The 17,221-nt window shown below is 71.7% G+C and carries 13 protein-coding genes; 5 read left to right on the top strand and 8 right to left on the bottom strand.

Annotated elements, in window-relative coordinates:
- The first annotated feature begins 55 nt into the window (after positions 1-55).
- Complete coding sequence (locus tag ACH4MY_RS16065; protein WP_398003112.1) at positions 56-808, top strand: SDR family NAD(P)-dependent oxidoreductase; 753 nt, start codon at positions 56-58, stop codon at positions 806-808.
- Between the two features lie 711 nt (positions 809-1,519).
- On the opposite strand, the gene ACH4MY_RS16070 is transcribed toward ACH4MY_RS16065, so the two are convergent.
- Positions 1,520-2,329 carry a hypothetical protein gene (locus ACH4MY_RS16070; RefSeq protein ID WP_398003114.1) on the bottom strand — a complete coding sequence of 270 codons (810 nt, stop codon included), beginning with the start codon at positions 2,327-2,329 and terminating at the stop codon, positions 1,520-1,522.
- 5 nt (positions 2,330-2,334) lie between these two features.
- Complete coding sequence (locus ACH4MY_RS16075) at positions 2,335-2,922, bottom strand: papain-like cysteine protease family protein (protein ID WP_398003117.1); 588 nt, start codon at positions 2,920-2,922, stop codon at positions 2,335-2,337.
- 246 nt (positions 2,923-3,168) lie between these two features.
- On the opposite strand from ACH4MY_RS16075, the gene ACH4MY_RS16080 reads away from it, so the two are divergent.
- Entirely contained in the window at positions 3,169-4,098 is a 930-nt protein-coding gene (locus tag ACH4MY_RS16080) for a hypothetical protein (RefSeq protein WP_398003119.1), read from the top strand.
- Between the two features lie 101 nt (positions 4,099-4,199).
- On the opposite strand, the gene ACH4MY_RS16085 is transcribed toward ACH4MY_RS16080, so the two are convergent.
- Together ACH4MY_RS16085 and uvrA are read right to left on the bottom strand one after the other, a co-directional pair.
- A complete protein-coding gene (locus tag ACH4MY_RS16085; protein ID WP_398003122.1) occupies positions 4,200-4,625 on the bottom strand; it encodes a Rieske (2Fe-2S) protein in 426 nt (141 codons plus the stop codon).
- A gap of 135 nt (positions 4,626-4,760) precedes the next feature.
- Positions 4,761-7,829: an excinuclease ABC subunit UvrA gene (gene uvrA / locus ACH4MY_RS16090; protein WP_398003123.1), complete on the bottom strand. Its 3,069-nt coding sequence runs from the start codon at positions 7,827-7,829 to the stop codon at positions 4,761-4,763.
- Positions 7,830-7,997: 168 nt separating this feature from the next.
- On the opposite strand from uvrA, the gene ACH4MY_RS16095 reads away from it, so the two are divergent.
- The 3 genes from ACH4MY_RS16095 (at position 7,998) to ACH4MY_RS16105 (ending at position 10,861) form a co-directional block, all read left to right on the top strand.
- Positions 7,998-8,699 carry a maleylpyruvate isomerase family mycothiol-dependent enzyme gene (locus ACH4MY_RS16095; protein WP_398003126.1) on the top strand — a complete coding sequence of 234 codons (702 nt, stop codon included), beginning with the start codon at positions 7,998-8,000 and terminating at the stop codon, positions 8,697-8,699.
- Between the two features lie 42 nt (positions 8,700-8,741).
- Positions 8,742-9,398: an MBL fold metallo-hydrolase gene (locus ACH4MY_RS16100; RefSeq protein ID WP_398003129.1), complete on the top strand. Its 657-nt coding sequence runs from the start codon at positions 8,742-8,744 to the stop codon at positions 9,396-9,398.
- Between the two features lie 167 nt (positions 9,399-9,565).
- Positions 9,566-10,861 (top strand): MFS transporter, encoded by a 1,296-nt coding sequence (locus tag ACH4MY_RS16105; protein ID WP_398003131.1) that lies wholly within the window; start codon positions 9,566-9,568, stop codon positions 10,859-10,861.
- A gap of 71 nt (positions 10,862-10,932) precedes the next feature.
- Here ACH4MY_RS16105 and ACH4MY_RS16110 read toward each other — a convergent pair whose 3' ends face one another.
- The 4 genes from ACH4MY_RS16110 to uvrB all read right to left on the bottom strand — a co-directional run bounded on the left by ACH4MY_RS16110 (position 10,933) and on the right by uvrB (position 17,210).
- Positions 10,933-11,937, bottom strand: a complete 1,005-nt coding sequence (locus ACH4MY_RS16110) for a TerC family protein (RefSeq protein WP_398003134.1) — start codon at positions 11,935-11,937, stop codon at positions 10,933-10,935.
- A gap of 231 nt (positions 11,938-12,168) precedes the next feature.
- Positions 12,169-14,127: a TerD family protein gene (locus ACH4MY_RS16115; protein WP_398003137.1), complete on the bottom strand. Its 1,959-nt coding sequence runs from the start codon at positions 14,125-14,127 to the stop codon at positions 12,169-12,171.
- Between the two features lie 232 nt (positions 14,128-14,359).
- Positions 14,360-14,938, bottom strand: coding sequence for a TerD family protein (locus ACH4MY_RS16120; protein ID WP_189830500.1), 579 nt, complete (start codon positions 14,936-14,938; stop codon positions 14,360-14,362).
- A 139-nt stretch (positions 14,939-15,077) separates the two neighbouring features.
- Complete coding sequence (uvrB, locus tag ACH4MY_RS16125) at positions 15,078-17,210, bottom strand: excinuclease ABC subunit UvrB (RefSeq protein ID WP_398003140.1); 2,133 nt, start codon at positions 17,208-17,210, stop codon at positions 15,078-15,080.
- Between the last annotated feature and the right edge of the window lie 11 nt (positions 17,211-17,221).

Genomic DNA, 17,221 nt, shown 5'->3' on the forward strand with positions numbered 1-17,221 from the left:
CCCCACCCTACTGGCGGGCACCGACACTCCGGCCTCGCGCGCTCGTTGGCGAAGCATGGCGAATCAGGTGGCGGGACGGCTGACGGACCGGGTGTGCGTGATCACCGGCGCGGCGAGCGGAATCGGGCGGGCGACGACGGAGCGGTTCCTCCGCGAAGGGGCCCATGTGATCGCCGCCGACCTCGACGGGGACCGGCTCGCGACGCTCGAAGGTGTCGTTCCGGTCGTGGGCGACGTGGCACGGGAGGAGGACGCCCGGCGGATGATCACCACGGCGGTGGACCGCTTCGGACGGCTGGACGTCCTGGTGGCGAACGCCGGGGTGATCCCGCTGCTCGACATCACGGAGGCGGAGGGCGCGGACTTCGACCGGGTGATGGCGGTGGACGGCCGGGGCATGTTCCTGACCTGCAAGTACGCGATCGAGGCGATGCTCGTCTCGGGCGGCGGGGCCATCGTGTGCACATCGTCGATCTCGGGCGTGGCCGGGCAGGCCCGGCAGGCGGTCTACGGTCCGGCGAAGTTCGTGGCCACCGGGCTGACCAAGCACCTGGCGGTGGAGTGGGCGGAGCACGGGATCCGGGTGAACGCGGTGGCCCCCGGCACCATCGAGACGGAACGGGTGGCCGCGGCGCGCGTGGAGCCCGGCGGCCCCGAGTACCTCTCCGAGATCGTCCGGGCCCATCCGATGGGCCGCTTCGGCAGGCCGGAGGAGGTGGCGGCGGCGATCGTCTTCCTCGCCTCGGACGAGGCGTCGTTCGTGACGGGCGCGATCCTCCCGGTGGACGGCGGCTACTTGGCCCGCTGACCCCCGGACCCCACCCACCCGACCGGACGCCACCCCCGCGGGTCCGCCGCCGCCCCGTCGTCCCCTGGGAACTCGCGCGAGCCGACGCTCCGGCCGACCCCGCCCACCCCCGGTGAGCTCGCGCTCCCCGCCGGGCCCCGCCGTGTGGGCGCGCCCACGCGGCCCCGCCCGGCTCACCGCCGTGTGCGCACGCGCACGCCGCCCCGCCCGGCTCACCGCCGTGCGGGCCCGCCCGCCCGCCCGCCCGCGCCGCCCGGCCTTTGCCGCAGCGTGCGCACGCTGCCCCCCGCCACCGCCCGTGTGGGCAATCGTCCCGCTGGGGCGGGACGGGTGGGCACACGGGACGCGCGCTTGGCGGCGCGTCCGCCCCCTGCGCCCGAACCCGCACCAACAGCGCGACGCGCATCCGGTGCGGGTCAGGGCGCGGAAGCCTGGGCCCGGCAAAGGGCGACGTTCCGTTGTGCCCACCCGTTCCGCCCTGGGGGTCCCCCCGGACGGAGTCTGGGGGAGGAACAGTTGCCCACAACGGGGTGGGCAGCGCCCACAACGCGGTGGCGACGACGCACGTCGTGACCGGCCGTTCCGGCCCGGCAGGCAGCTGCCGCAACGAGGTGGGCGGGGTGACGCCCCGGCGGGGCCGGGCGTTCTGCGTGGGGGAACGGCTGATCACCGCGGGGGGCGGGCCGCAGGGGCCCGCCCCCCGCGGGTGGGTCAGGTCGTACTCGCGCCCCGCCTCCGGCGTATCGCCGACGCGGATATCAGGACCAGCGCCAGCACCGCCCCCGCACCCGCCGTGGCCGACGCCGCCGTGACGGCCGGTTCGTCGTGGCCGGCCGCCGTACGGGACACGGGCCCCGGCGCCGCGGCCGGCGCACCCGCCTGTGGGCCGTAGCCCCCCGCCGCGCCCTTCTTCGCGTAGGCGGAGCCGGGCAGCTTGTCGCCGTACGCCCGGGCGACCCGCTCCCGGTACGCGGTGAGGCTCGTCCCGTTCCGGCCGACGGCCCGCACCGCGTCCTCGTCCAGCGGGAGCACCTTCGCGCCCTTCTGGACGTACCACGCGTCGATCTGCGGCTCGCGGAAGACGAGGCCGCCGGGCAGCACGCGCCCGCCCTGTTCCGCGTAGCGGATCTCGTCGTCGCCGGTGGCGATGTTCACCACCTGCCAGCCGCCGGCCTGTTTCACCGTCCAGAGCGAGGCCTTCTGGCCGTCCGAGGACACGGCCCGGCTGGCGTGGAACTCGACCCTCGCGACCGGGGCACCGGCCTTCCCGGCGACGAAGTCCGGGGAGAGGATTCGTACCGGAACGGACCCGCCCTCGACGCGCGGCGCGGCGGCCGAGCGGGCGACGGCGCCGTCCCGGGCGAAGAACCGGGACAGGGTGTCCAGGGTCCCCGGCGCGGACGCGGCCTGTTCGGGGGTGGGCGCGGGCGGCGGGGCGTCGGCGGCCTCCGCCGGGAACGCTCCGAGGAGTACGAGGGCGGCGGTGGTGAGGAGACCGGCGCCCATGGCACGTGCGTTCATGGCCGTCACGCCCCGATCCGGTAGAGCGAGTGGGTCCAGGAGAAGGAGTCGTTGTTGACGTACCAGGCGTGCGAGGCCCAGTTGTAGCGGTCGCTGGAGGGCCACGGGTCGCCCCAGTAGACCCAGCTGTTGGCGTCGTCGTACCCGTAGAGGACGTGCATGTGACCGCCGCCGCTGGACCACTGGATGCGGGTCTCGACGGGCCGGTCGGCGTTGATCTCGGTCTGCACGGTCGCGTAGCGCAGCCAGCCGGTCACGTACGAGCCGGGGTTGACGCCGGCCCAGCTGAGTCCGGTCTGGACGTTGCCGAGGGTGGCCTGGTTGTTGGGGCAGTCGTAGCCCTGCTGGCGGTTGAAGGCGGCGTTGCAGAACTGGTTCTGGCTGTAGTTCCGGCCGAACCAGGTGGCGATGGTGTTGCCGCCCGCGGCCCAGCACCAGTTGGTCTTCTGCTGGGCCTGCATGGTGATGTTCAGCCGCTTGGAGCCGAGGGCGGCCGCGTCCTCGCCGGCGGGTGCGGCGGACGCCGAGGTGGTGGGGACGAGAAAGAGGGCGGCTGCGGCGAGTGCCGCGAGGTTCAGCTTTCTTCTGCGCATCGCGTTCCTCCCTGGGGCGGGGGGTGTGGGGATGTGGGGGTGTGGGGGGTGGAGGAGCGCGTCCGGACGCTGGTCAGGAGCATCTTCCGTTGTCCGGATCCGGTCAACACGCTTCAATGCGGGGTGACATCGGACTGTGAACGGTGTGACCCGGGTGTGAACGGACGCCCTCGGCCCACCTGCCCGCCCACCCCACGCGGCGCGACGGTCCGCTTCCCCGTCGTGAACGTTCACTGAGGAGTCCTCGTGAGCCACACCGAGGCCGATCTGGTGCAGATACTGCGCACCGGCCCCTTCCATCTGGCGCTGCGCACCGCGCTGGCCGTGCGCGGGCTGCCGCTCCAGCGGGTCCAGCACCATCTCGCGCACCGGGGCGTCAAGGTCGGGGTGACGAGTCTGAGCTACTGGCAGCAGGGCGCCCGCCGTCCGCAGCGGCCGGAGTCCCTGAAGGCGGTCCGCGCCCTTGAGGAGGTGCTCCAGCTGCCGGGGAACTCACTGCTGCGGCTGCTCACGGAGGACGCGACCGCGCGGTCCGAGGTGGAGCGTCCGGCGGCCCGTTCGTACCGTTCCCTGGTGGAGGCGTCCGGTTCGGTCGAGGAGCTGCTCGCGGAGCTGGAGTCACCCACGGACGGCGGGCTGCACACGGTGGGTCACCACGAGCGGGTACGGATCGGGGCCGGGCGGGAGCTGGTGGGGCGCGAGTCGCAGCATGTGGTGCGGGCGCACCGGGACGGGGTGGACCGCTATCTGGCCATCCACCACGGGGACCCCGGCTGCGACCCGTCCCGGGTGGCCGTGCGGGCGGTGGAGAACTGCCGGACCGGGCGGGTGCGGTGGCACGCGGGGACCGGGGTGCTGATCGCGGAGCTGCTCTTCGACGCGCGGCTGCGGGCCGGGGACACGTACCTGTTCTCGTACGGCTTCGAGGACGGTACGGCGGGGCCGAGCGGGGAGTACGTGCGCGGGTTCAGCTTCGCGGGCGGGCAGTACGTGCTCCAGGTGCGCTTCGACGAGGCGGCGCTGCCGGTGCGGTGCCGGAGGTTCGCGCAGGCCTCGACGGGTGCGCCGCGCGGGGGCCGTGCGGAGCTGACGCTGAGCGGCCGGCACCGCACGGTGCATGTCGTGGAGCAGGGCGTACGCCCGGGGATCCTGGGGGTCGACTGGGACTGGGCCTGACTCGGCTGCCCCAGCCCCGAGGCTCGGGCAGCCGGCTTCGGCCCCCGGGCCTCCGGTTTCAGGCCTCGGGCTCCGGAGCTTCAGGGCTCCGGCTTCAGGCCTCAGGCCTCGGGCCCGGCGACCAGCTTGCCGTTCTCGACGCGGACCGGGACCTCGGGGAGCGGGACGGTGGCCGGGCCCTTGACCGCCTTGCCGGTCGTGACGTCGAAGCGGCTGCCGTGGCAGGGGCAGTTGCCCTCGTTGTTCTCGATCTTGTCGAGGACGCAGCCGGCGTGGGTGCACTGGGCGCTGAACGCCTTGTACTGGCCCTTGGCCGGGCAGCTCACCACGACCTTCTGCTCGCGGTAGAGCTTGGCGCCGCCGACCGGGACCTCGTCCGGGGTGCCGAGCGCGACCGGGGCGGTCGGGGTCGGGACGCCGGCGTGGCCGAGCTTGGATTCGGTGGAGCAGGCGGCGACTCCCAGCCCGGCGGCACCGGCGAGAGCGGCGCCCTTCAGGACGGTGCGGCGGCTGGACTGGCCGGACATGGGCGCTCCACGGTGGATCGGGGCAAGGCGTGACCGAACCGACGATACCGGCGTGGTGTCCGGCACCGACGTCCGGGCCCGGGGTGCGGGCCCGGACCGATGTGGGGCCCCCGGGACGGGGGCCCCACATCGACGTCAGGCCTTGCGCGCCCGGGTCGTCGCCTTCTTGGCGGCGGCCTTCGTGGCGGTCGCCTTCGTGGCCGTCTTCTTCGCCGGAGCGGCGGCCTTGGTGGCCGTCTTGGCGGCCGTGGCCCTGGTCGCCGCGGCCTTCTTGGCGGGGGCCTTGGCGGGAGCCTTCTTCGCCGCCGCCTTCTTCGTCCCCCGGGCCGCCGGGACCTTCACCCCGGCGTCGCTGATCCGGTCCGCGCCGAGGATCTCGCGCAGGAACTTGCCGGTGTGGCTCTCCGGGACCGAGGCGACCTCCTCCGGCGTGCCCTCGGCGACGACCACGCCACCGCCGTTGCCGCCCTCGGGGCCCATGTCGATGAGCCAGTCGGCGGTCTTGATGACATCGAGGTTGTGCTCGATGACGATCACCGAGTTGCCCTTGTCGACCAGGCCGGAGAGGACCGTGATCAGCTTCGAGATGTCCTCGAAGTGCAGACCGGTGGTCGGCTCGTCCAGGACGTAGACCGTGCGGCCCGTCGAGCGCTTCTGGAGCTCGGAGGCGAGCTTCACGCGCTGCGCCTCGCCGCCGGAGAGCGTCGGCGCGGACTGGCCGAGCCGGACGTACCCGAGGCCGACCTCGTTGAGCGTGCGCAGATGGCGGGCGATGGTCGGGACGGCCTCGAAGAAGTCGAGGGCCTCCTCGATCGGCATGTTCAGGACTTCGGCGATGGACTTGCCCTTGTAGTGGACCTCCAGGGTCTCCCGGTTGTACCGGTCGCCGTGGCAGACCTCGCACGGGACGTAGACGTCCGGGAGGAAGTTCATCTCGATCTTGATCGTGCCGTCGCCGGAGCAGTTCTCGCAGCGGCCGCCCTTGACGTTGAAGGAGAAGCGGCCGGGCAGGTAGCCCCGGACCTTGGCCTCCATCGTCTCGGCGAAGAGCTTGCGGACATGGTCGAAGACGCCGGTGTAGGTCGCCGGGTTCGACCGCGGGGTGCGGCCGATCGGGGACTGGTCGACGTGCACGACCTTGTCGACGAGGTCGTCGCCGTCCACGCGCGTGTGCCGTCCGGGCACCGACTTGGCGCCGTTCAGCTCGCGCGCCAGGTGGGTGTAGAGGATGTCGTTGACCAGGGTCGACTTTCCGGAGCCGGAGACGCCGGTGACGGCGGTGAGGACGCCCAGCGGGAAGGAGACGTCGATGTCCCGCAGGTTGTTCTCGCGGGCGCCGTGCACGGTGAGCCGGCGCCCGGGGTCCACCGGGCGGCGGATGTCCGGGGTGGGGATCGCCCTGCGGCCGGACAGGTACTGCCCGGTGATCGACTCCTCGTTGGCGAGGAGCTCCTTCATGGTGCCGGAGTGGACGACCTTGCCGCCGTGCTCACCGGCGCCGGGGCCGATGTCGACGACCCAGTCCGCGACCTTGATGGTGTCCTCGTCGTGCTCGACGACGATGAGCGTGTTGCCCATGTCGCGGAGGCGTACGAGGGTCTCGATGAGCCGGTGGTTGTCGCGCTGGTGGAGACCGATGGACGGCTCGTCGAGCACGTACAGCACACCGACCAGGCCGGAGCCGATCTGGGTGGCGAGCCGGATGCGCTGGGCCTCGCCGCCGGAGAGGGTGCCCGCGGCGCGGTTGAGCGAGAGGTAGTCGAGGCCGACGTCGACCAGGAAGCGCAGCCGCTCGTTGACCTCCTTGAGGACCCGCTCGGCGATCTTCTTGTCCCGGGCGTTCAGCGTGAGGCGGGAGAGGAACTCGGCGCAGTCGCTGATCGACATCGCGGAGACCTCGGCGATGGACTTCTCCATGACCGTGACCGCGAGGACGATCGGCTTCAGACGGGTGCCCTCGCAGGTGGGGCAGGGCACCTCGCGCATGTAGCCCTCGAAGCGCTCGCGGCTGGAGTCGCTCTCGGCCTCGGTGTGACGCCGCTTGACGAAGGAGACGGCACCTTCGAAGGCCGGGGTGGTGTACGCCCGCTCCCGCCCGTACCGGTTGCGGTAGCGGACCTCGACCTGGGTCTTGTGGCCGTGCATCAGGGCCTTCTTGGCACGCTGCGGCAGTGCCGCGTACGGCAGGTCCGTGCGGAAGCCGAGGGCCTGCGAGAGCCCGCCGATGAGCCGGCCGAAGTACTCCTTGGTGTGGCCGTGCGACCAGGGGTGGATGGCGCCCTCGTCGAGGGACTTGTCCTCGTCCGGGACGATCAGCTCCGCGTCGACCTCCATGCGGGTGCCGATGCCCGTGCAGTCGGGGCAGGCGCCGAAGGGCGAGTTGAAGGAGAAGGAGCGCGGCTCCAGCTCCTCGAAGGACAGGTCGTCGTACGGGCAGTACAGGTGCTCCGAGTACATCCGCTCGCGCTCGGGGTCGTCCTCGGGGAGGTCGACGAAGTCGAGCACGACCATGCCGCCGGAGAGTCCGAGCGCGGTCTCGACGGAGTCGGTGAGGCGACGCTTGGCGCCGTCCTTCACGGTGAGGCGGTCGACGACTACCTCGATCGTGTGCTTTTCCTGCTTCTTCAGCGTCGGCGGTTCGCTCAGCTGTACGGTCACGCCGTCGACGCGGGCGCGGCTGTAGCCCTTGGTCTGGAGGTCGGCGAAGAGGTCCACGAACTCGCCCTTGCGCTCGCGCACGAGCGGGGAGAGCACCTGGAAGCGGCTGCCCTCGGGGAGCTCCAGGACCCTGTCGACGATCGCCTGCGGGGACTGGCGGGAGATCGGCCGCCGGCACTCGGGACAGTGCGGCTTGCCGATGCGGGCGAAGAGCAGGCGGAGGTAGTCGTAGACCTCCGTGATGGTGCCGACCGTCGAGCGCGGGTTGCGCGAGGTCGACTTCTGGTCGATGGAGACGGCGGGCGACAGACCCTCGATGAAGTCGACGTCCGGCTTGTCCATCTGGCCGAGGAACTGCCGTGCGTACGAAGAGAGCGACTCGACGTACCGGCGCTGCCCCTCGGCGAAGATCGTGTCGAACGCGAGGGAGGACTTGCCCGACCCGGACAGCCCGGTGAAGACGATGAGGGAGTCACGCGGGAGGTCGAGCGAGACGTTCTTGAGGTTGTGCTCGCGAGCGCCACGAACGATGAGACGGTCGGTCACGCCGGTCCGCACCTTTCTTCAGAGAGCGGATGTGCCTGAACACCCAACACCTCAAGGATGCCGGATGCTTCCCTCGAGCTTATAGCACGCACATTCGATTTCCGGTCTCTCGGAGACCTCTTCACCCGAACGAGTGGCGGCACCCCCGCTGCCACTAGGGTCGGCGCCATGATCGACCACGAACGCGACCTCGCTCACGTCCGCGAAGCGACCGAAAGGCTGCTGACCGCGGCCGCCTCCCTGGACAACGCGGCGATGGCCGAGCCGTCACGGCTGCCCGGCTGGACCCGCGGCCACGTGCTCGCCCACGTCGCCCGTAACGCCGACGCCCTGGTGAACGTCCTCCAGGGCCTGCCCATGTACCCCGACGCCGCGACCCGCGACGCCGACATCGAGCGCGACGCCCCCCGCCCCCCGGACGTCCAGGTCGCCGACCTGCGCGAGAGCGCCGAGCGCTTCCGGGCCGTGTGCGCCGAGCCAGCCGACTGGGACCGGACCGTCGAGCTCCGCAACGGCGTCAAGGACCGGGCCGCGCGCATCCCCTTCCGCCGCTGGGTCGAGGTGGCCCTGCACCATGTCGACCTGGGGGTCGACTACGGCCTGGAGGACCTCCCCGAGGAGTTCGTGCTGCGGGAGATCGACTTCCTGGCGGACAGGTGGTCCGGCCGCCCCGAGGTCCCGCCCGTGACCCTCCGCCACGGGTTCGAGGAGGACAGCCCCAGCTGGCGGACCGGCGGCACCGAAGGCGCCCCCGTCGTCCTGGGCGGCACCGCCGCCGACCTGCTCGGCTGGCTCTCCGGCCGCGGCCTCAAGGGCGCCCACCTCGCCGTCCTCGAGGGCGACGGCCTCCCGGAGCTCCCGGCGCTGTAGCGGCGGCCCGCCGCCGTCGGTGGGCGGAGCTAGTCTGAACGCATGACGTACAGCGGAGTGGTGAAGGTCGGCGGACCGGCGGACGTGCACGAGCTGACGGACCTGATGATCTCCAAGGTCGCGGTCGGTCCGATGGACAACAACGCGTATCTGCTGCGCTGCCGGGCGACCGGCGAGCAGTTGCTGATCGACGCGGCGAACGACGCCGACACGCTCCTCACGCTGATCGGTGACGACGGCATCACGTCCGTCGTCACCACCCATCGGCACGGCGACCACTGGCAGGCTCTCGCCGAGGTGGTCGCCGCGACCGGCGCCGCGACCTACGCGGGGGCGTACGACGCGGAGGGCATCCCCGTCGCGACCGACGTGCCCGTCGAGGACGGCGACACGATCCGGGTGGGCCGGGTCGAGCTGACCGCGCGCCGGCTGGTCGGGCACACCCCCGGCTCGATCGCCCTGGTCTACGACGACCAGCACGGCCACCCCCATGTGTTCACCGGCGACTGCCTCTTCCCCGGCGGCGTGGGCAACACACGGAAGGACCCGGAGGCCTTCGCGAGCCTGCTCCACGACGTGGAGACCAAGCTCTTCGCGGTCCTCCCCGACGAGTCCTGGATCTACCCGGGCCACGGCAAGGACACCACGCTCGGTGACGAGCGGCCGTCCCTGGCGGAGTGGCGCGAGCGCGGCTGGTGATCCGCCGGCGATCGAGAGCGCGCGGCTGAGCAGCCGCGCGCTTCCGTACGCCCCCGTAACCCGGACGGCGGCGGGGTAGTTGGCGCGACATGCACCCCAGTCACTCTCCGTCGCTCCCCGCTCCCCGTGTTCCACCCCCTCCGCCCGCTCCCCCCGCCCCGCCGTCGATGGGGCGGGTCGCCGCCGCCTCGCTCGTCGGCACCGCCATCGAGTTCTTCGACTTCTTCGTCTACGGGACCGCCGCCGCCCTCGTCCTGGGGCCGCTCTTCTTCCCGACCTTCTCCCCGCTCGCCGGGACCCTCGCCGCCTTCGGCACCTTCGCCGTCGGCTTTCTGTCCCGCCCGCTGGGCTCGATCCTCTTCGGACACGTCGGAGACCGGTACGGACGGCGCCCCGTCCTCTTCGCCTCGCTGCTCCTGACCGGCTGCGCCACCGTCGCGGTCGGCTGCGTCCCCACGTACGCGACGCTCGGCATCGCCGCCCCGGTGTTGCTTCTCGTCCTCCGTTTCCTCCAGGGCCTGGGCCTCGGCGGCGAATGGGGCGGGGCCGTCCTGCTCACCGCCGAGCACGCCCCCGCGCACCGGCGCGCGCTGTGGGCGAGCTTCCCCCAGATCGGTCCGTCGGTCGGCTTCCTCCTGGCGAACGGGGTGATGCTGGCGCTCTCGGCCGGCCTGAGCGAGGCGGAGTTCCGCTCCTGGGGCTGGCGGGTTCCGTTCTGGGCCGCCGGGGTGCTCGCGGCGGCGGGCCTGCTGCTGCGCTCCTCCCTGGCGGAGACCCCTCAGTTCGAGGAGCTGTCCGCGGCCGGGAAGCGCGCGGGCGCCCCGCTGGCCGAGGTCGCCCGGGACCACTGGCGGCTCGTCCTGCTGACGGCCGGGGCGCTCGCGGTCGGGTACGCCACCTTCTACGCGGTCTCCACCTGGGCCCTCGCCTACGGCACCGAGCGGCTCGGGGTGAGCAGCACCGTGATGCTGACCTGCGTCATGGCGGCCGTCGCGATCGAGGGCGCGGCCACGCCCTTCGTGGCCCTCCTCGCCGACCGCTGGGGCCGCCGGCCGCTCTGTCTCGCCGGGTGCGCCGCCTCCGCGCTGTGGATGTTCCCGATGGTGGCCCTGCTGCACACCGCGCGCCCGTTGCTGATGTTCCTCGGTTTCCTGGGTTCGCTGCTCGCCTTCATCACCGTGTTCGCGGTGGTCGCCGCGTACCTCCCGGAGCTGTACGAGCCCCGCGTCCGGTGCACGGGCGCGGCCGTCGGCTACAACCTCGCCGGCGTCCTCGGCGGCGCCCTCACCCCGCTCGTGGCCACCGCCCTCTCCGGTGGCGGCTCCGGCCCGCCCTGGGGCGTGGCGGCCTATCTGACGCTGGTCGCGCTCGTCAGCCTGGCCTGCTTCGCCCGCCTCCCGGAGACCCTCCCGGCCAGGGCCGAACAGCGGCCCGCGCCGGAGCCGGAGCCCGCCTCGACCTGAGACGCCGAAACGGCGAAACGGCGACGGCCGGCCGGGGAGAACCCCGGCCGGCCGTCGCCGTGTGTGCCGCGTCAGGCGCCGATGCTGTCCTTCTCGGTGCCGTCGGCGTCGGCCACGCTTTCGGCGGCCTCCCGCTCCGACTGCCGCTTGGAGGCGATGAGGCTGGTGATCGTGGTGACGACCAGGACCAGACAGATGAACGCGAGCGAGAACGGGATGGAGATCTCCGGGACGTCCAGTCCGGACTCGTGCAGGGCGTGCAGCAGGAGCTTCACACCGATGAAGCCGAGGATCACCGACAGCCCGTAGCTGAGGTGGACCAGCTTCTTGAGCAGACCGCCGATCAGGAAGTACAGCTGCCGCAGACCCATCAGGGCGAAAGCGTTGGCGGTGAAGACGATGTACGGGTCCTGGGTGAGGCCGAAGATCGCCGGGATGGAGTCGAGGGCGAAGAGGATGTCCGTGGTGCCGATGGCGATCATGACGACCATCAGCGGGGTCATCACCCGCTTGCCGTTGACCCGGATGAACAGCTTGGTGCCGTGGTACCGGTCGGCGACGCCGAACCGCTTCTCGGCCATCTTGAGGACACGGTTGTCCGGGATCTCGTCCTCTTCGTCGGCCCGCGCCTCCTGGATGAGCTTCCAGGCGGTGTAGATCAGGAACGCGCCGAAGAAGTAGAAGATCCAGGAGAAGTTCGCGATGATCGCCGCGCCCGCGGCGATGAAGATCGTACGGAGCACCAGGGCGATCACCACGCCCACCAGCAGCACCCGCTGCTGGAGATGCGAGGGCACCGCGAACTTCGCCATGATCAGGACGAAGACGAACAGGTTGTCGACACTGAGCGACTTCTCGGTGATGTACCCGGCGAAGAACTCCCCGGCGGCCTGGCTCTCACCGAAGAACCACAGGCCGAGCCCGAAGAGTCCGGCGAGGACGATCCAGACGGCCGTCCAGATGCCGGCTTCCTTCACCGACACGTCATGGGGCTTGCGCCCGATGAGGAAGTCGGCACCGATCAGGGCACACAGACCGAGAATGGTCAGCACCCACATGGTCATTGAAACGTCCACTGCGCCTCCGGCGTCGTACGGCTACTGATCAGCGTCGTCGCTGCCGGAGGTCTCTTCCACCCGAGACGAGGCGATCGCCGCCGGGCCGACGCCCCGGGATCGGACCCATGAGGATCCGTCCGTATTGACGGGTACGCCGCGCATGGGGAGTACTCCCCTCCGCACCGAGAACATTACCCGAAAGACCAAGAGGAGGTAAAGGAGAGGGCAAAGAGCCCTCAAAAGACCAGGTCAGAAACGCTTCCCGTGGCGGGCCGCCGCCACCTGCGCGAGGACCTGGCGGAGGACCCCGCTGCCCGGCGGGAGGATCGGGGGCTCGTACGACCAGGCATGGCCGACCCAGGGATCGGCGAGGTGGTCGTCGGCGACGGGCGTGAGCCTCAGCAGCGAGCGCCACAGCGGATCGAGCAGCGGCCCGTACGCGGACGCGTCCTCGCGGTCCGCGACCATCAGCAGATGGACGCCGACCGAGGGGCCCTCGTCGGCGAGGTACCGCAACCGGGTGACCGCCCGGTCGTCGAAGCCGTGCGGGAAGTCATGCACGAGCAGCAGCTGCCGGGCCGTGTCCAGACCGGGCGGCAGGGCGTCGGACGCCCCGCCCCGCAGCGCCATCTGCAGCAGGTCGACCCGCTCGGTGAGCTGCTCGAGGACCGCCGAGACCCCGGCCGCGCCCCGGGCCGGCGGGGCCGCGAGGACACCCGACTCCACGAGCGGCGCGAGCGCGGCGGCGCCCGCGCCGGCCGGGTCGACGACATGGACGGTGAACTGTCCCGCCGGGTGCGCCGCGAGCAGCCGCGCCGCGTGCGCGACCGCGCTGTCCAGGGCGAGCCGCCGCAGTTCGACCTCGTCGAGGAGACCGGCGGCCTCGGAGCGGCCTCGGCCGCTGTCCACCCAGAGGCCGCGCTCCAGCGGCAGCCGGACGAGCATGGGGATCCGCAGATCGGTCCGCTCGGGGAGGTGGAGATCACCGAGGCGGACGGCCATCGGGTCCTCGGCCGGAAGGCGGTAGGCGTGCCAGACGGGGTTGTCCCAGCGGGCGAAGGCCACCGGCAGGGCGGGCTCCACCACCTCGGACTCGGCCGCGAGCTGGGCGAGATCGCGGTCCAGGACCTCCCGCGCCCGCTCCACCAGCTCGTCGTGCCGGGCGCGGGCGGCGGCCCGCGCGGCGTCGTTCGCGCCCCCGCCCCGGGCGCGGTAGTCGGAGAGCGTCTCGTCGAGCTCACGGTCGAGCCGGGACTCGGCGAAGTCGCAGGCGCTGCGGTAGGCGGCGGCGGTACGGGCCAGGTCCTCGAACATGCCCCACACCTGGTTGTACAGGCGCTCGTCCATGGACCATCCCGACGCGTCCCCCGCGACCGGGGTGGGCGGAGCCTGCCGGGGCTCCGGCGCGGGCGTCGCCCGGCGGCGGGGGTGGGCGTAGTCGACGGGGCCGCCCCCGGTGCCGCCGGAGGTGGAGGTACCCGTCACCGGGGTGGGCGTACCCGTGCCCGTCGCGTGCGTGGGCGCGCCCGTGCCCGTCACCGGGGTGGGCGGCGGGGACACCGGAGCGGTCGGGGACGGCTCCGACGCGGTCACCGGCGCCGCCTCGCGTACGCGCTCCGCGTCGGGGACGTGCAGCGGCAGGGCGACCGGGGCGGGCCCCGGAGCGACCGTCTCCAGGATCGACGCGGCCAGGTCGGCCGGGCGCTCAAGGCCCTGGTCGCCGAGGAGGGCGGCGAGCCCGCCCTCGTAACCCTGGCCCACGGCCCGCACCTTCCAGCTGCCCTGGCGTCGGTACAGCTCCAGGGCGATGACGGCGGACTCGCTGTCGAGGCCGGTGATCGTGTAGCTGGCGATCTCGGTGCCGTCGAGGCCGGCGACGGCGACGAAGGGGGCGGCGACCGTGCCGAAGCGGGCGGTTCCGCCGGCGTGCGCGGCGGGCAGCGCGAGGAGGACCGAGACGCGGTGGACGGCGCCGGGCACGGCCTCCAGGTCGACGGTGAGACGGTGGTCGGCGGCCGCCTGCCCGGGGACGTCGACACCGGGGAGGGAGGGCGAGCCGGGGTGGGCGAGCCACTCCACGCCCGGCACTCTGCCCTGCTCGTCGCAGAGCGTGGCTCCGGCGAGAACAGGGTGACCGGTCGACACCCGGATCTCCAGTCGGGTGTCGGGCAGGGGGTGGTTCTGCCCCCGGACCAGCTCGGCCGTCATCGACTCTGTCCCCTCAGCGTTTCCCGGCGCGGTTCAAGCAGTTCAAGCAGTTCAAGCAGTACGTGCGGTGCGAGCGGTTCGTGCGCCGCAAGCGGTGCGGGCGGTTCGTGCGGTGCAGGCGGTTCGTGCGGTGCGGGCACTCAAGCGGTTCCGTGCACGGTCTGACTCATGCGGGACAGCTCCCGGTGGCCTGCCGCCTCCGGGAGCTGTGGGTGCCTGCTGTGCGGGCCGCCTACAGGTGCGGCAGGATCGCGGGCATCAGGTCCTGGAAGGTGCGGCCGTTGGCCGGGTTTCCGAGGGCCGTCATCTGCCAGCCGGAGCCGACCCGGTGCACCTTCGCCATGATCTGCGCGGTGTAGTTGCCGCCGCCGTCGAGGGTGTAGCGCGCGAGCTCCTGGCCGTTCGCCTCGTCGACGATCCGGCAGAAGGCGTTCTGCACCTCCTGGAACGTCTGACCGGTGAAGGAGTTCACCGTGAAGACGATCTGGTCGATGTGCACGGGGACGCGCTGGAGGTCGACGAGGATCGCCTCGTCGTCCCCGCCCTGGCCCGCTCCGCCGACGAGGTTGTCGCCGGTGTGCTTGACCGAGCCGTCGTCGCTGACCAGGTGACGGAAGAAGACCACGTCGACCGGCTGCTTGTCCGCGAAGAGGACCGCCGAGGCGTCCAGGTCGATCTCCTGCGTGCGCTTGCCGAAGAGACCGCGGCGCGGCGCCGCCTGCCAGCCGAGCCCCATCCGTACCTGGCTGAGGCTGCCTCCGCCCTGCTTCTCCAGGCTGATGGCCTGACCCTTGGTCATGTTGACCGTCACGCGTGTGCCCCTCTCGTTAGCGTTCCCCGCGCCCGCTGTCGGTGCGTGCGGTTGTCCAGCACCCTACGCAGAGGTATGGACACCGCAGAGCGGCGGTCCGGATTTGTGTCGGTCTTGCAACACATCGGACCGCCTTCCGTCAGGCGAGTCCCGCCTCCTTCATCTGGCGCAACTCCTTCTTCAGCTCTCCCACTTCGTCGCGGAGCCGGGCGGCCACCTCGAACTGCAGCTCGGCGGCGGCGGCGCGCATCCGGTCGGTCATCTCCTCGATGATCGCGGCCAGTTCGGTGGCGGGCCGGTCGCCGAGCTGGACCGTCGAGCCCGACGTCCCGCCCCGGCCCTTGACGCCGTGCGCGGCGAGCGAGGGGACGGGGGCCTTGGCGCCCTTGCCCTCCTTCCCCTGGCGGTAGCCGCTGCCGAGGAGCTCCTCGGTGTCGATCTCCTCGCGCGCGATGGTCGCGACGATGTCGTTGATCTTCTTGCGGAGCGGCTGCGGGTCGATGCCGTGCTCCGTGTTGTACGCGATCTGCTTCTCGCGGCGGCGGTTGGTCTCGTCGATGGCCTTCTCCATCGCCGGGGTGACCCGGTCCGCGTACATGTGGACCTGGCCCGAGACGTTGCGCGCGGCGCGGCCGATCGTCTGGATCAGGGACGTACCGGAGCGCAGGAAGCCCTGCTTGTCCGCGTCGAGGATGGCGACGAGGGACACCTCGGGCAGGTCGAGGCCCTCGCGGAGCAGGTTGATGCCGACGAGGACGTCGTACTCGCCGGCGCGCAGCTCGCGGAGCAGCTCGATCCGGCGCAGGGTGTCGACGTCGCTGTGCAGATAGCGCACCTGGATGCCGAGCTCCAGGAAGTAGTCGGTGAGGTCCTCGGCCATCTTCTTGGTGAGGGTGGTGACGAGGACCCGCTCGTCGCGCTCGGTGCGCAGCCGGATCTCGTGGACCAGGTCGTCGATCTGCCCCTCGGTGGGCTTGACGACGACCTCGGGGTCGATGAGTCCGGTGGGGCGGATGATCTGCTCGACGAAGCCGTCGCCGCGCGAGAGCTCGTACGTCCCGGGGGTCGCGGAGAGGTAGACGGTCTGGCCGATCCGCTCCTGGAACTCCTCCCACTTCAGCGGGCGGTTGTCGAGGGCGGACGGGAGCCTGAAGCCGTGGTCGACCAGGGTCCGCTTGCGGGAGGCGTCGCCCTCGTACATGGCGCCGATCTGCGGCACGGTGACGTGCGACTCGTCGATGACGAGCAGGAAGTCCTCGGGGAAGTAGTCGATGAGGGTGTTGGGCGCCGAGCCGGGGTCGCGTCCGTCGAAGTGCATCGAGTAGTTCTCGATGCCGGAGCAGGAGCCGATCTGGCGCATCATCTCGAGGTCGTACGTGGTCCGCATGCGCAGGCGCTGGGACTCCAGGTGCTTGCCCTGCTTGTCGAGTTCGGCGAGCCGGCCCTCCAGCTCGCGCTCGATGTCGTTGACCGCGCGCTCCATGCGCTCGGGGCCCGCGACGTAGTGGCTGGCGGGGAACACGTACAGCTCGCGGTCCTCGCTGATGACCTCGCCGGTCAGCGGGTGGAGGGTGGAGAGGGCCTCGATCTCGTCGCCGAACATCTCGATGCGGACGGCGAGCTCCTCGTACACCGGGAAGATCTCGATGGTGTCGCCGCGGACCCGGAAGGTGCCGCGGGTGAACGCCAGGTCGTTGCGCGTGTACTGGATGTCGACGAAGCGGCGCAGCAGCTGGTCGCGGTCGAGCTCCTCGCCGACCTTGAGCGGGACCATCCGGTCCACGTACTCCTGGGGCGTGCCCAGACCGTAGATGCAGGAGACGGAGGCGACGACGATGACGTCCCTGCGGGTGAGCAGGGAGTTCGTCGCGGAGTGGCGGAGCCGCTCCACCTCCTCGTTGATGGAGGAGTCCTTCTCGATGTACGTGTCCGACTGCGGGACGTACGCCTCGGGCTGGTAGTAGTCGTAGTACGAGACGAAGTACTCGACCGCGTTGTTCGGCAGGAGCTCGCGGAACTCGTTCGCCAGCTGGGCGGCCAGCGTCTTGTTCGGCGCCATCACCAGGGTGGGGCGCTGGAGTTTCTCGATCATCCAGGCGGTGGTGGCCGACTTTCCGGTGCCGGTGGCACCGAGGAGCACGACGTCCTTCTCGCCCGCGCGGATACGCCGCTCCAGGTCGGCGATGGCCGTCGGCTGGTCGCCGCTGGGCTGGTAGGAGCTGACGACCTCGAAGGGCGCCACCGAACGTTCGATCTTGGAAACGGGCCGCATGCACCCACCGT

Origin of the sequence: Streptomyces sp. NPDC017246 (assembly GCF_044331325.1) — a bacterium.
Taxonomy (GTDB): Bacteria; Actinomycetota; Actinomycetes; order Streptomycetales; family Streptomycetaceae; genus Streptomyces.